This window comes from Pseudomonas frederiksbergensis (genome assembly GCF_003732275.1).
In the GTDB taxonomy this organism is placed as follows: domain Bacteria; phylum Pseudomonadota; class Gammaproteobacteria; order Pseudomonadales; family Pseudomonadaceae; genus Aquipseudomonas; species Aquipseudomonas frederiksbergensis_H.
On the sequence record NZ_MOBM01000038.1, the window covers coordinates 500,718 to 515,251 of the forward strand.

The window sequence follows — 14,534 nt, forward strand, 5'->3', positions numbered from 1 at the left end:
ATATGATGTTGTCTGACACTCCGCCATCGCGAGCAGGCTCGCTCCCACAGGGTTCTGTGTTCACAACTCATCCGCGATAAATCAGTCGCGAAGCCTTTTCATTGCGCAAGGTCAGGTGCTCCATGCCCTGCCCCGGCACGTCGGCGTCGTCCCGAGCCTTGAGAATAACGTCGTGCTGCGGCGACTTGCTGCACACCGGGTCGGCGTTGGCGGCATCACCGGTGAGCATGAACGCCTGGCAGCGGCAGCCGCCGAGGTCCTTGTGCTTTTCATCGCAGGAACGGCATGGCTCTTTCATCCAGTCATCGCCGCGAAAACGGTTGAAACCGAAGGAGTCGTTCCAGATGTGTTCGATGCTGTGCTCACGCACGTTGGGAAACTGCACCGTCAGCTGGCGGGCGCTATGACAGGGCAACGCCGTGCCGTCCGGGGTGATGTCGAGAAACAGGTTGGCCCAGCCATTCATGCAGGTCTTGGGGCGTTCTTCGTAGTAATCCGGGGTGACGAAAATCAGCTTGCACGGGTGGCCCTCGGCCTCAAGCCGCTGGCGGTATTCATTGGTGATGCGCTCGGCGCGCTGCAACTGTTCGCGGGTCGGCAACAGGCCGATGCGATTCAGTTCAGCCCAACCGTAGAACTGACACGTCGCCAACTCGACGAAATCCGCCTCCAGCTCCAGGCACAGTTCGATGATCTGCGCGATCTGGTCGATGTTGTGCCGATGGGTGACGAAGTTCAGCACCATCGGGTAGCCCTGGGCCTTCACCGCCCGAGCCATGGCCAGTTTCTGGGCGAAGGCCTTGCGCGAGCCGGCGAGCAGATTGTTCACCTCTTCGTCGGCGGCCTGAAAGCTGATCTGGATATGGTCCAGCCCGGCGACTTTAAAGTCGCGGACCTTCTGTTCGGTCAGGCCGATACCCGAGGTGATCAGGTTGGTGTAGTAACCCATGTCCCGCGCGGCCTTGATCAGCTCGGCCAGGTCCTGGCGCACCAACGGCTCGCCCCCGGAAAAACCCAGTTGTGCAGCGCCCATCTCCCGCGCCTCGCGGAACACCCGAATCCACTCTTCTGTGCTCAACTCCTCACCCTGTTGGGCGAAGTCCAGCGGGTTGGAGCAATACGGGCATTGCAGCGGGCAACGATAGGTCAGCTCCGCCAGCAACCACAGCGGTGGGCCGGGTTGCTGTTCGATCTGGCTCACAGGGTGATCCCCCGATGCCAGACCTGCTCGGTGGTGACGGTGTGATACGGTGGGCGATCCAGCTCGTAGGCCATGCTCATCGCGTCGAGCATGCTCCACAGCACATCGAGCTTGAACTGCAGAATCTCCAGCATGCGTTGCTGGCCTTCGACCGTGACGTAGTGCGCCAGGGTGATGCGCAAACCATGCTCGACATCGCGCCGGGCCTGGCTCAGACGCGTACGGAAATAGTCGTAACCGGCCGGGTCGATCCATGGGTAATGGGTGGGCCAGGCGTCGAGCCGGGACTGGTGGATTTGTGGCGCGAACAGTTCGGTCAGGGAACTGCTGGCCGCTTCTTGCCAGCGAGCGCGGCGGGCGAAATTGACGTAGGCGTCCACGGCGAAACGTACGCCCGGCAGCACCCGTTCTTGCGAGAGGATTTGTTCGCGATCCAGCCCCACTGCTTCGCCCAATCGTAGCCACGCTTCGATGCCGCCTTCACTGCCGGGGACGCCGTCGTGGTCGAGAATCCGTTGCAGCCATTCCCGGCGCACGTCGCGGTCCGGGCAATTGGCGAGGATGGCGGCATCCTTGAGCGGGATGTTCACCTGGTAATAGAAGCGATTGGCGACCCAGCCCTGAATCTGCTCGCGGGTGGCGCGCCCGGCGTACATGGCTTGGTGGAACGGGTGGTGGATATGGTAATAGGCACCCTTGGCGCGCAGGGCGGCTTCGAATTGGGCGGGGGTCATTGCTTTGCTAGTCATGGCGGTTCTCCGGGGAATAACCGTGTGTTCTGTATTGTCTGGTCTGGCCCATCGCGAGCAGGCTCGCTCCCACAATGGACCTGCTTTGCACAGAAAATTGGATACGACCCGGACTCCTGTGGGAGCGAGCCTGCTCGCGATGGGGCCATCAGCTACAACACAATGTCCATGCCGTCATAAGCCACTTCAATCCCACGCCGCTCCAGCAAGGCACGCTCGGCCGAGTCTTCATCGAGGATCGGGTTGGTGTTGTTGATGTGGATCAGCACCTTGCGCTGGCGATTGAAGCCCTCCAGCACGTCGAGCATGCCGCCGGGGCCGCTTTGCGGCAGGTGGCCCATTTCGCTGCCCAGGCTCTGGCCGACTTCGCACGCGCGCATTTCATCGTCGCGCCACAGCGTGCCGTCCAGCAGCAGGCAGTCGGCGCGCTGCATCCAGCTCAACACCTCGGCGTCGACCTGCCCCAGCCCCGGCGCATAGAAAACCGATGCACCGCTGCGCAGGTCTTCGATGAACAGGCCGATGGTGTCGCCCGGTTGCGGGTTGCCACGGTTGGGAGAATACGGCGGTGCATTGCTGACCAACGGAATCGCGCGAAATTGCAGGTGTGGGCAGGCAGCGATACTGAACGGCTCGCGGTCCAGCCCGATGGGTTGCCACTGCAAGCCACCGTTCCAGTGTTTGAGCATGGCGAACAAGGGAAAGCCGCTGCTCAGGTCTTCGTGAACCCGCTCGGTGCACCAGACCGAATGCGGGCAACCTTCGCGCAGGCTCAACAGCCCGGTGCAATGGTCGATCTGACTGTCCAGCAGGACGACACCGGCAATCGCCGTGTCACGCAAGCGTCGGGCCGGTTGCATCGCCGGGAAGCTTTCGAGTTGCGCGCGAATGTCCGGTGAAGCATTGCAGAGCACCCACTCCACACCGTCGTCGCTCAGGGCAATGGACGACTGCGTGCGGCGTTGCGCGCGCAGGTTGCCGTTGCGCATGGCGGCGCATTGACGGCAGTTGCAGTTCCATTGCGGAAAACCGCCGCCAGCGGCGGAACCGAGAACGCGGATGTGCATGGGATGGCTCCAGAAGGCAGGCCCGGCCAACGCGACGGCTGACCGGGCGATCAAATCAACGGTTGGCGAAATACATCGTCACTTCGAAGCCAATGCGCAGATCGGTAAACGCGGGTTTATTCCACATGGGTCAATCCTCTTCTTGTGCCGGGCAATTCCGGTAAGACCATTAATGCACGGGGGATGGGATGACCGAATGCTACTTTCGAAGGAGGTTGTGGGGTGCGTTGGTAGGGGGTGTTGCGCAGGTCCTGGAAACACACAAAACCAATGTGGGAGCGAGCCTGCTCGCGATGGCGGGATGTCAGTCAACCTTGATGCTGAATGTGCTGGCGTCATCGCGAGCAGGCTCGCTCCCACCTTTGAACTGCGTTACCCGGCAATGACTGACAGACACAAATCCACTGTGGCAGCGGGCTTGCCCGCGATGGCGCCATCACATTCAACACATTCGTTGACTGACAGTTCACTATCGCGGGCAAGCCCGCTCCCACAGGTTTCAATGGTGTTCTTGCGGGTTAGAAGAACCCCAGCGGATTGATGTCGTAGCTCACCAGCAGGTTTTTAGTCTGCTGGTAATGGTCGAGCATCATCTTGTGGTTCTCACGGCCAACACCGGACTTTTTGTAGCCACCGAACGCGGCGTGGGCCGGGTACAGGTGGTAGCAGTTGGTCCAGACGCGCCCGGCCTTGATCGCCCGGCCCATGCGGTAGGCGCGGTTGATGTCGCGGGTCCACAGGCCGGCGCCGAGGCCGAACTCGCTGTCGTTGGCAATCGCCAGGGCTTCGGCTTCGTCCTTGAAGGTGGTGATACCCACCACCGGGCCGAAGATTTCTTCCTGGAATACACGCATTTTGTTGTGGCCCTTGAGCAGGGTCGGCTGGATGTAATAGCCGCTCGACAAGTCGCCCTCAAGACGCTCGGCCGCGCCGCCGGTGAGCAGTTCGGCGCCCTCCTCCTGAGCGATTTTCAGGTACGAGAGAATCTTGTCGTACTGCTGCTCGGACGCCTGGGCGCCGACCATCGTTTCGGTGTCCAGCGGATTGCCGCGCTTGATCTTGACGATCTTCTTCATCACCTCGGCCATGAACGGCTCGTAGATCGATTCCTGCACCAGCGCCCGGGACGGACAGGTGCAGACTTCGCCCTGGTTGAAAAACGCCAGTACCAGGCCTTCGGCGGCTTTCTCGATGAACTGCGGCTCGGCGTTCATGATGTCTTCGAAGAAAATGTTCGGCGATTTGCCGCCCAGTTCAACGGTGCTTGGAATAATGTTCTCGGCCGCGCAATGCATGATGTGCGCGCCGACCGGGGTGGAACCGGTGAAGGCAATTTTGGCGATGCGCTTGCTGGTGGCCAGCGCCTCACCGGCTTCGCGACCGAAACCCTGGACGATATTCAGCACGCCGGCTGGCAGCAAGTCGGCGATCAGCTCAGCGAACACCATGATCGACAGTGGCGTTTGTTCGGCAGGTTTGAGCACGATGCAGTTGCCGGCAGCCAGGGCCGGGGCGAGTTTCCACGCGGCCATCAGCAGCGGGAAGTTCCACGGAATGATCTGCCCGACTACGCCCAACGGTTCGTGGAAATGATAGGCGGTGGTCAGTTCGTTGATCTCGGCGGCGCCGCCTTCCTGAGCGCGGATGCAACCGGCGAAATAACGGAAGTGGTCGGCGGCCAGCGGCACGTCGGCGTTGAGGGTTTCGCGCACGGCCTTGCCGTTGTCCCAGGTTTCGGTGACGGCGAGAATTTCCAGGTTCTGCTCGATGCGGTCGGCGATTTTCAGCAGCACCAGCGAGCGATCCTGCGCCGAGGTTTTACCCCAGGCATCGGCGGCGGCATGGGCGGCGTCAAGGGCTTTTTCGATGTCGGCGGCGCTGGAGCGTGGGAATTCGGCGATCACTTCACCGGTGACCGGTGAGGTGTTGGTGAAGTACTCGCCGTTGATTGGGGCAACGAATTCGCCGCCGATGAAATTGCCGTAGCGCGGTTTGAAGGAAACGACGGCGCCGGGTGTTCCAGGTTGTGCGTAGATCATGGTGGGCCTCTGTCTGGGTCGATGCCTGTCGAGCCAACAGGCGATGAACCGATAGTAGAGAGCCCCGCCTGCCAGACGAATGCGCCGTTGGCAGGGGGATTCTCGTTATTTGGTAGTAGGTTTCACACAAACTAATGTGGGAGCGAGCCTGCTCGCGATGGGGCCAGTACATTCAACAATGATGTTAACTGTCAGACCGCTATCGCGAGCAGGCTCGCTCCCACAGGGTTATGCGGTGGATTTTGAGTTAATGCTTCGCCACCAGATCTTTAGGCAGCTTGAACGTCCAGAGCATGCCGCCCTGGTTGAAGTCCTTGATGCGCTTGGCCACTTCTCCGCCCCACAGCGGTACCGCGCCGCCCCAGCCGGAGAGCACCGAGACATATTGTTCGCCGTCCATTTCCCAGGTGATGGGCGAGCCGAGCACGCCGGAACCGGTCTGGAATTCCCAGACTTTCTCGCCAGTCTTGGCATTGAATGCCTGCAGGAAACCTTCCGGCGTACCGGTGAACACCAGATTGCCCTTGGTGGTCAGCACTCCGCCCCACAGCGGCGCGAAGTTCTTGTGGCGCCAGACTTCCTTGCCGGTTTTCGGGTCGATGGCGCGCAGCACACCGATGTAGTCTTCATTGAGCGGCTTGATGGTGAAACCGGCGCCAAGGAACGCCGCGCCTTTCTTGTAGGCGATGCCTTCGTTCCAGATGTCCATGCCCCATTCGTTGGACGGCACATAGAACAGGCCGGTGTCGCGGTTGTAGGCCATCGGCATCCAGTTTTTCGCGCCGAGGAACGCTGGCGCGACGAACACCGAACTGCCTTTGGCCTCGGAGCCCGGCGCACCCGGACGGCTGGCTTCGTTGTAGATCGGCCGGCCGTTCTTATCCAGGCCGCTGGCCCAGGTGATCTTGTCCACGAACGGGAAGCCACGGATGAATTTGCCGTTGGTGCGATCGAGCACGTAGAAGAAACCGTTACGGTCCGCCGTGGCCGCGGCTTTGATTTCTTTGCCGCCTTCGTTGTAGTTGAACGACACCAACTCGTTCACGCCGTCATAGTCCCAACCGTCGTGGGGGGTGCTCTGGAAGTGCCATTTGATGGTGCCGTCGTCCGGGTTCAGCGCCAGACGCGAGGACGAGTAAAGGTTGTCGCCCGGACGCAGGTGCGAGTTCCACGGTGCCGGGTTGCCGGTGCCGAACAGCAGCAGATTGGTTTCCGGGTCGTAGTAGCCACCCAGCCAAGGGGCCGCGCCGCCGGTTTTCCACAGATCGCCCGGCCAGGTCTTGCCCGCTTCGCCGCCGGAGATGCCGTTCTCTACCGCTTTGCCGTCCTTGTAGACATAGCCCATGTGGCCTTCGACGGTGGGACGAGTCCACAGCAGGTCGCCGTTTTTCGGATCATAGGCTTCGATTTTGCCCACCACCCCGAACTCGCCACCGGCCACACCGGTGATCAGTTTGCCGTTGATCACCAACGGCGCGGCGCTGATGGAATAGCCTTCCTTGTGGTCGGCAACTTTCTTGCTCCAGACAACCTTGCCGGTGTCCTTGTTCAGGGCCACGAGCTTGGCGTCGAGGGTGCCGAAAATCACCAGATCGCCATACAGCGCAACACCACGGTTGATCACGTCGCAGCACGGGCGGATGTCATCGGGCAGGCGCGCGTCGTATTGCCAGAGCTTGCGACCGGTGCGCGCATCCACCGCGAATACCCGCGAGTAGGAGCCGGTCATGTACATCACGCCGTCCTTGATCATCGGCTGCGCCTGCTGACCGCGCTGTTTTTCCCCGCCGAACGAAAAGGCCCAGACCGGGCGCAGGTCCTTCACGTTGTCGACATTGAGGGTGTCCAGCGGGCTGTAGCGCTGACCCTGGACGCCCAGGCCGTTGGTGACGACCTGCTCCGGGTTCTTCGGGTCCTGGAGGATGTCTTGATCGGAGACTGCGGCCAATGCCTGGCCGGACAACAGCATGGCACTGAGCAGCACGCTCAAGGCGAAGGGTTGGCGACGTGCGGGTTGGGTCATGACGGCTACCTCTGCGGTTTTTGTTATACCCGGGAAATTTTCCCGGTCTGGTGCAGATTCTTGGGCGCCGCCGCCCTTGCAACAATTGCCCGCAATGCGGAGATTGCTAGTTCCTTAGTACCGGGTCGGTCGCGGATTTTGTGATCGACATCGGCCCCTGTGGGAGCGAGCCTGCTCGCGATGAGGCCAGAACATTCAACATTGATGACGCCTGACACACCGCCATCGCGAGCAGGCTCGCTCCCACAAAAAGCGTCATTTGCGCATGCCGGAATCTACCCGCCTCATCTGCCCCCGTTCGTAACGCGGGTACAAATGGCTGACGCTGCGAATCAGTTCATAGCGGCTCAGGCTGATCCCGGCGAAACGTTCGGGAATGGGGCTGCGGATCATCTCGGCCATGTCGCTGCCATGAGCGGCGCCATCGCGCATCAGCTGGTCCAGCCAGGTCAGGTAATCGCGCATCTGCTCGAACGGTTTTGTGTCCGTGGCCACCGGCCCATGGCCAGGGACAATCAATGTCCACGGCAAACCCTGCAGGGTCGCGATGTCCGCCAGCCACACCGACAGCCCCGGGCTGTTCGGCGTGGTCAGGGCGCGTTGATAAAACACCAGGTCCCCGGCAAACAGCACGCCGGTTTTCTGGTCGAGAATAGCCAGATCCGCGCCGGTGTGCCCACCCAGACTCAGTAGGCGCAAATCGTGATTCCCAAAACTTTTCACACCTGGCATCAGCGCCTGCGTCGGCAATACCACCTCAGTGCCGCGCATCCAGTCGCCCACCAGCCGATACATGTTCTCGGCCATGACATCACCCTGTTGATGCAACAACTCGGTGGTACCGGCCAAAGCGCCGATCGGCACGTCGGTGAAAGCCTGATTACCCAACACATGGTCGGGATGGTGATGGGTCAGCAGCACCTGGGTCACCGGTTTATCGGTGGTCATCGCAATCGCTTTGCGCAGGGCTTCGCCATAGCGTTTCGACGGTCCGGTATCGATTACCACCACGCCCTCCTCGGTGACGATGAACGCGGTGTTGACGATGTTGCCGCCGTTGCTCTTGGCGAAGTTGTCGGTGCTGCCTTCCAGCAACCAGGTGTCTTCGGCGATCTGTCGGGGCTTGAGTGCGTAGTCGGGATCGGCCAGGGTCGGCAGGCTCAGACTGATGAACAACAGCAGCATCCAGCGCATCACTCGCTCCTTGGGTCAGGGAATGGCCGCATCGAATTGATTGCCGCTGTTGTCGCGCAACACCAGGCGCGTCTGCCCTGCTCCTTCGATGTCGAAGGCCAGGTTGGGGTTTTCACTGACCGCCGGGAACAACGCCAGACGTGCCAGCAGCTGATCGTTTTGATCGCGCAGTTCGGCCTGGTTGATGAAAAATTCCGGGATGCCGCTGACCATGCCGTTGTCCATCGGATGCGCCACCTGCAAACGCACGCGACTGAATTCACCACGGGGATAGCGACCACCCAGCACTTCGCCGATGTGTTCTTCCCAACCCGGCTGGGTGCGCACCACGCTCGGTGCCGTGCAGCCGCCGCCTGCCGCATCGATCAGGGTCGAGCCGACATGCCACAGTCCGTCGCGGGTCAGTACCGCCGCACGTAATGGCGTGGCCTGTTCAACGCGGATGCGGATCGACAGCCACGGCAGCACACCGGGCAAGGGTTCGAAGTCGACGATTTTCGGCAGCGGATTGAGTTCGGCCCAGGCGAGGATTCGCACCACTTCACCCTTGAACGCCCGGGCGTCAATTTCCAGCGGAACTTGTCGGGCGTCTTCGGCAAATGGCGGCGCGAGCAACTTGACCCGCTCGTCGAACACGAACGGTGCGTCGCCGAGCATCTGCTTGTGATAGAACGCCCACATCACCGACGGCACCGGGTCTTTACCCGGTTCGACGTCCACCGCGTTCGCGGCCAAGGGTAACCAGCAGGCCAACAGACAACTCGCGCGCCAGTTCACTATTGATACATCTCGGGCACGTCATACCGCAGGCCGTAACGGGCATAAATGGCTTTCACCGAGCCCTCGCGAATCAACCCTTCCAGCGCCTCTTCCACGGCGTAGGCCAGTTGCCGATTGCTTTCATGCACCGCCATGCCGATCTCCCAGAGCTGTTTGCCCATGTTCGGGTAGGCGTTTTCCGCCAGCGCCACTTGCGGGTCGGCAGCCTGATGGACTTGCCAGTCGATCTCGCCGCGCATGGCCATTACCGCGTCGACTTCACCAGCCTTCATCGCGGCAAACGCCTGAGATACGCCTGGATAATGGTGGGTCTTGGCGGCGAGCATGCCGTTGAACACCGAGGTCAGGTAAAACGACGGCACGCTGTCGACCTCGACGCCGATCGGGTGTTGCTGGAACACCGCGACACTCGCCACCGAGTCCAGACGACGACGGTCATAAGCCACTTGCCATTGTTCGGTCTGGTACGGCCCGAACATCACCACATGGCCGTTTTCCAGTTCACCCAGTTCATTGCGTTTCTGTGAGTAATCGCGATCGTAGGGCACGCGCATCATCAGGTCGGCCAGTTGCTGATTGTGCAACTGACTGGCCCGCCAGATGTAATCGCGCAGGTCGTCGTCGAGCTTTTCCCCGGCGGGTGCCCAGATCAGTTTCAGGCGCACCCCCATGGCCTTGGCCAGTGCCTGGGCAAGCTCGACATCGACCCCGCGAGCCTCGCCAGCGTCTTCAAAGCTGTAGGGCGCGAAGTCCTTGTACACCGCGACTTTCAGCTCGGCGGCGGCGATCATTTCGTCATAGGTACGGACCTGCGCCTGCGCTGTCTGGCAACACAGCCACACAGCGCTGATCAACACCGCGAGCAAACGCATGGGTCACTCCTCGACATGCACGCTGTCCAGGTAGGTGCGCACCGCCCACAAGGCTTCCTGACTCAGGTAGTCGGCCATCTTCGGCATGTACACCCGGCCGTCACGCACGGCGCCATGGCGCACGCGTTCGACGAACCACTCATCACCGGCCTCGCCGACGTCGAGCATGCGCAAGTCAGGGGCGATGCCGCCGGACTTGGCTTCCAGGCCATGACAGGCCGCGCAGTTCTGGTTGTAGGCCGAAGAGCCGATTTCCAAGGCTTTATCGTGTTCCGGGGAGGAACGGTAAGGGTTCGCCGCCGCCCAACCATCGGCATCGACCTGCACACCGGCATCCTTGATCGGGGTCAGTCCCTTGGTTTCGACGGCCTGGGGTACCACGTTGCCGTGAGCCCAGACGGAACCTGCGCTGATAAAACCGGCCAGCAGTCCGGCAATGAGCAAGGCGTTGCGTTTTGTTGTCATTGTTCTGCCCTCAAGATTGCACGCAAAACCTCTTTGAAGAGGCTATGGCACCCATCTTAGGAACGGCTTTGCGCCAACCCCATGCTGCTTTGGTGGCCGCGGCCTACTCCCTTGGTAGTAGGGCTTGTGGCGCAGGACCAACCAATACGGGTCGGGCGCCGTGAAGCTTGTCGATGCCGATCAGGGTCAGGATCAGCAAAAACGGCAGGAGCAGTGCTTTGAGAATTCGCATGGTCAATCTCCCCCCTTGAGTGATGGCCGTTGTAGCCCATGCTAAAACCGCGCCGCCCTGGGTGAGTTACGACCTTGGTACTGGCTCATCGGTACTTTCTGCATATTTCCCCGCCCGTCCTGGGTTCCTATGCTGACGCTACCTGTGATGGAGTGCCTTTATGCGCCAGCTCGCCCCTTATGCCTTGATCTACTTGCTGGCGATAGCCTGCGCCGCCGGGGTGGCGACCCAGGTTCAGGCGGCGGATGCGCCGTTGCAGGTGCAAATCGGCTACCTGGGCTATCGCCCCGACCCCGGCCCGTTGCTGTCGAACGTCATTCCCGAACCGACCGATGCCGGCCTGCGGGGCGCCGAACTGGCGATCACCGACAGCAACAGTACCGGGCGCTTTCTCAATCACAGCTACAGCCTGGTCAGCGCCAGCGTCGACACTCCGGATGCGCTGATCGAAGCAGCCAAAGCCCAACACGAACAAGGCCTGCGCCTGTTTGTGGTGAATGCACCGGTGGAAACCCTGCGCAGACTCAGCGCCGTGCTACCCGACAGCTTGCTGTTCAATGCCGGCAGCCCCGATGACAGTCTGCGCAGCACCGATTGTCTGCCAAACGTGCTGCACAGCCTGCCAAGCCGCGCGATGCTGGCCGATGCGTTGGCGCAATTTCTGGTGCTGCGTAAATGGCAACGGGCGCTGCTGATTGTCGGCCCGACCGCGGACGATCAAGCCTATGCCGCCGCCCTGCGTCGGGCGGCCAAACGCTTCGGCCTGCAACTGATAGCGGAGAAAGCCTGGAGCTTCGATAACGACCAGCGCCGCAGCGCCCAGGCCGACATGCCACTGTTCACCCAGACCGCCGAGTACGACGTGGTGCTGGTGGCCGATGAACGCGGCGACTTCGGCGAGTACGTGCCCTACCAGACCTGGTATCCACGGCCGGTCGCCGGCACTCAGGGCCTGACCCCGGTGGGCTGGCACAAGACCGTAGAAACCTACGGCGCCGCGCAGTTGCAGAAGCGCTTCGAAGCCCTGACCGGACGCTGGATGAACGACCGGGATTTCGCCGCGTGGATGGCCGTACGCAGCATCGCCAGTGCGGTGGGCAAACTGCGTCAGGCCGATGCCATGGCGATCCGTACGCTTGCAATCAGCGATCAATTGCCTCTGGACGGCTTCAAGGGTCGCAAGCTCAGTTATCGGCCATGGAACGGTCAGTTGCGCCAGCCGATCCCCATCGTGCAACCCCGGGCACTGGTCAGCACCTCGCCGCAAGACGGTTTCCTGCACCCCGTCAACGAAATGGACAGCCTGGGTTACGACAAAGCCGAGGTCAGCTGCCGCTTTCTCTGATCCTTTTTTCACGACAACAACAATAAGGAATCTGCCATGCGCCGCACCCTGCTTTCCTGCGCCCTGCTGCTCGCCGCCGGGCACGCCGCTGCCAGCACCGCCTGGGTCTCCAACGAAAAGGACAACAGCCTGAGCCTGATCGACATGCAGACCCTGAAAGTCACCGACACCCTGCCCGTCGGCCAGCGCCCGCGCGGCCTGTTGCTGTCCCACGACAATAAGCTGCTGTACATCTGCGCCAGCGATTCGGACCGGGTCCAGGTGATGGACGTCGCCACGCGCAAGATCATCAAGGAACTGCCTTCGGGCAAAGACCCCGAGCAATTCGCCCTGCACCCTAATAATCGCTGGCTGTATGTCTCCAACGAGGACGATGCACTGGTGACAGTGATCGACACCGAAACTTCCAAAGTGCTCGGGCAGATCAACGTCGGCGTCGAGCCCGAAGGCATGGCCGTCAGCCCCGACGGCAAGTGGGCGGTGAACACCAGTGAAACCACCAACATGCTGCACTGGATCGACACCAGCACCCAGAACCTGGCCGACAACACCCTGGTCGATCAGCGGCCGCGTTTTGTCGAATTCAATCCCGATGGCTCGCAGCTCTGGGCCTCGGCGGAAATCGGCGGCACGGTGACGATTCTCGACGTCGCCAGCCGCAAGATCCTCAAGACCCTGACCTTCCAGATCAAAGGCGTACACCCGGACAAGGTTCAGCCGGTGGGGATCAAACTCAGCGCCGACGGCAAATACGGTTTCGTCGCCCTCGGCCCGGCCAACCATGTGGCGGTGATCGACGCCAAGACCTTCGAGATCCTTGATTACCTGCTGGTGGGCCGACGGGTCTGGCAGATGTCGTTCACCCCGGATCAACGGCAATTACTGGCCACCAATGGCGTCAGTGGCGACGTATCGGTGATCGATGTCGACAGCCTCAAGGTGACCAAATCGGTGAAGGTCGGGCGCTATCCGTGGGGCGTGGTGGTGACGCCATGAACGCCCTTGAAGTCAGCGACCTGAGTTTCGCTTACGGCCAGCGCGAGGCCTTGCGTCAGGTGAGTTTCAACCTGGCATCCGGGCGTTTTGCCGCGCTGCTGGGACCGAACGGCGCGGGCAAGTCGACACTGATCGCCCTGCTCACCCGTCTTTATGATGTACAGCGCGGTGATATTCGGGTCGGCGGCTGTTCCTTGCGCACCTCGGCACGTCCGGCGCTCAAGCAGTTGGGTGTGGTATTTCAGCAAAGCACCTTGGATCTAGACCTCAGCGTCGAGCAGAACCTGCGTTATCACGCCGCGCTGCATGGCCTGTCCCGACGCCAGACCGGACTTCGGGTCGACGCCGAACTGGCACGTCAGGCCTTGACCGAACGCCGTGGCGAACGGGTACGCGAACTCAATGGCGGCCATCGCCGGCGGGTGGAAATCGCCCGCGCGTTGCTGCATGAGCCAAGCTTGCTGCTGCTTGATGAGGCCAGTGTCGGCCTCGATCCGGCCAGTCGTCTGGCGCTCAACCAACACATCCGCAGTCTGTGCCGCGAGCACAACATCAGTGTGCTCTGGACCACTCATTTGCTGGATGAAGTGCAGCCCAGCGACAACTTGCTGATCCTGCATCAAGGCCGTTTGGTGGCCAGCGGACAGGCTGATGCGTTGAGCCTGGAACATGGCGGTGACCTCGGTTCGGCCTTCGCGCGACTGACCACCTCGGCCCCTTCAGGAGCAGTCGTCAGATGAATGTTTACTGGCAATGCTTCAGCGGTATCGTACTGCGTGAATGGCTACGCTTTGTGTTGCAGCGCACGCGGTTTCTCAGTGCGTTGGTGCGGCCGTTGTTGTGGCTGCTGGTGTTCGCCGCCGGTTTTCGCGCGGCACTCGGCATCGCCATCATCGAGCCCTATGACACCTACATTCCCTATGAGGTTTACATCATCCCGGGCCTGGCCTGCATGATCCTGCTGTTCAACGGCATGCAAGGTTCGCTGTCGATGGTCTACGACCGGGAGATGGGCAGCATGCGCGTGCTGCTGACCAGCCCCCTGCCCCGGACCTTCCTGCTGTGCAGCAAATTGCTGGCGACATCGCTGATTTCGCTGTTGCAGGTGTATGCCTTTCTGGCGATTGCCTGGCTGTACGGCGTGCGACCGCCGGCCACGGGTTTGTTGCTGGCGTTGCCGGCGTTGCTTCTGGTCGCGTTGATGCTTAGCGCGCTGGGGCTGTTGCTGTCCAACGCCATCCGCCAACTGGAGAACTTTGCCGGGGTGATGAACTTCGTAATCTTCCCGCTGTTTTTCCTGTCGTCGGCGCTGTATCCGCTGTGGAAAATGCGCGAATCCAGCGAGTGGTTGTATTGGTTGTGTGCCTTGAACCCGTTCACCCATGCGGTGGAACTGGTGCGGTTTGCGCTGTATGAACGCTTCAACCCGGTCGCGCTGGCGGTGTGCGTAGGGCTGACGCTGGTGTTTGCCCTGCTGGCCGTGCTCACCTTCAACCCGCAGCACGCGGCCTTGCGCAAAACCAACTGACAACACGATTCCCCGTGTGGGAGCGGGCTTGCTCGCGATGGCG

At 61.3% G+C, this 14,534-nt stretch carries 15 protein-coding genes; 4 read left to right on the forward strand and 11 right to left on the reverse strand.

The window, feature by feature from the left end; translation table 11 throughout:
* Window positions 1–67: 67 nt before the first annotated feature.
* The 11 genes from pqqE to BK662_RS35490 all read right to left on the reverse strand — a co-directional run bounded on the left by pqqE (window position 68) and on the right by BK662_RS35490 (window position 10,622).
* The gene (pqqE, locus tag BK662_RS21530; protein WP_123359743.1) at window positions 68–1,201 is read right to left on the reverse strand and encodes a pyrroloquinoline quinone biosynthesis protein PqqE; all 1,134 of its coding nucleotides are present in this window, start codon (window positions 1,199–1,201) and stop codon (window positions 68–70) included.
* Window positions 1,198–1,950, reverse strand: coding sequence for a pyrroloquinoline-quinone synthase PqqC (pqqC, locus tag BK662_RS21535; protein WP_123359744.1), 753 nt, complete (start codon window positions 1,948–1,950; stop codon window positions 1,198–1,200). The genes pqqE and pqqC overlap by 4 nt, the downstream gene beginning before the upstream one ends.
* 152 nt (window positions 1,951–2,102) lie before the next feature.
* On the reverse strand, window positions 2,103–3,017 hold the full coding sequence (gene pqqB / locus BK662_RS21540; protein WP_123359745.1) for a pyrroloquinoline quinone biosynthesis protein PqqB: 915 nt from the start codon (window positions 3,015–3,017) through the stop codon (window positions 2,103–2,105).
* A gap of 55 nt (window positions 3,018–3,072) precedes the next feature.
* Window positions 3,073–3,144 carry a pyrroloquinoline quinone precursor peptide PqqA gene (pqqA, locus tag BK662_RS21545; RefSeq protein WP_010455123.1) on the reverse strand — a complete coding sequence of 24 codons (72 nt, stop codon included), beginning with the start codon at window positions 3,142–3,144 and terminating at the stop codon, window positions 3,073–3,075.
* A 391-nt stretch (window positions 3,145–3,535) separates the two neighbouring features.
* Window positions 3,536–5,056 carry an acetaldehyde dehydrogenase ExaC gene (gene exaC / locus BK662_RS21560; RefSeq protein ID WP_123359747.1) on the reverse strand — a complete coding sequence of 507 codons (1,521 nt, stop codon included), beginning with the start codon at window positions 5,054–5,056 and terminating at the stop codon, window positions 3,536–3,538.
* Window positions 5,057–5,303: 247 nt separating this feature from the next.
* Entirely contained in the window at window positions 5,304–7,079 is a 1,776-nt protein-coding gene (locus tag BK662_RS21565) for a PQQ-dependent methanol/ethanol family dehydrogenase (RefSeq protein ID WP_123359748.1), read from the reverse strand.
* A gap of 255 nt (window positions 7,080–7,334) precedes the next feature.
* A complete protein-coding gene (locus BK662_RS21570) occupies window positions 7,335–8,273 on the reverse strand; it encodes a quinoprotein relay system zinc metallohydrolase 1 (RefSeq protein WP_123359749.1) in 939 nt (312 codons plus the stop codon).
* 15 nt (window positions 8,274–8,288) lie between these two features.
* Entirely contained in the window at window positions 8,289–9,050 is a 762-nt protein-coding gene (locus BK662_RS21575) for a quinoprotein dehydrogenase-associated SoxYZ-like carrier (RefSeq protein WP_123359750.1), read from the reverse strand.
* Complete coding sequence (locus BK662_RS21580) at window positions 9,050–9,925, reverse strand: substrate-binding periplasmic protein (RefSeq protein ID WP_123359751.1); 876 nt, start codon at window positions 9,923–9,925, stop codon at window positions 9,050–9,052. The genes BK662_RS21575 and BK662_RS21580 overlap by 1 nt, the downstream gene beginning before the upstream one ends.
* A gap of 3 nt (window positions 9,926–9,928) precedes the next feature.
* Window positions 9,929–10,390 carry a cytochrome c-550 PedF gene (gene pedF, locus BK662_RS21585; protein WP_123359752.1) on the reverse strand — a complete coding sequence of 154 codons (462 nt, stop codon included), beginning with the start codon at window positions 10,388–10,390 and terminating at the stop codon, window positions 9,929–9,931.
* 103 nt (window positions 10,391–10,493) lie between these two features.
* On the reverse strand, window positions 10,494–10,622 hold the full coding sequence (locus BK662_RS35490; RefSeq protein WP_256348746.1) for a hypothetical protein: 129 nt from the start codon (window positions 10,620–10,622) through the stop codon (window positions 10,494–10,496).
* 160 nt (window positions 10,623–10,782) lie between these two features.
* Between BK662_RS35490 and pedA1 the strand changes: the two genes are divergently transcribed.
* The 4 genes from pedA1 to pedC are packed head-to-tail and all read left to right on the forward strand — an operon-like array spanning window position 10,783 to window position 14,491.
* On the forward strand, window positions 10,783–11,967 hold the full coding sequence (gene pedA1, locus BK662_RS21590) for a lanthanide ABC transporter ABC transporter substrate-binding protein PedA1 (RefSeq protein ID WP_123359753.1): 1,185 nt from the start codon (window positions 10,783–10,785) through the stop codon (window positions 11,965–11,967).
* 36 nt (window positions 11,968–12,003) lie between these two features.
* Entirely contained in the window at window positions 12,004–12,963 is a 960-nt protein-coding gene (locus tag BK662_RS21595; protein ID WP_123359754.1) for a YVTN family beta-propeller repeat protein, read from the forward strand.
* A complete protein-coding gene (gene pedB / locus BK662_RS21600; RefSeq protein ID WP_123359755.1) occupies window positions 12,960–13,703 on the forward strand; it encodes a lanthanide ABC transporter ATP-binding protein PedB/LutE in 744 nt (247 codons plus the stop codon). The genes BK662_RS21595 and pedB overlap by 4 nt, the downstream gene beginning before the upstream one ends.
* On the forward strand, window positions 13,700–14,491 hold the full coding sequence (gene pedC, locus BK662_RS21605) for a lanthanide ABC transporter permease protein PedC (RefSeq protein WP_123359756.1): 792 nt from the start codon (window positions 13,700–13,702) through the stop codon (window positions 14,489–14,491). The genes pedB and pedC overlap by 4 nt, the downstream gene beginning before the upstream one ends.
* Window positions 14,492–14,534 lie beyond the last annotated feature (43 nt).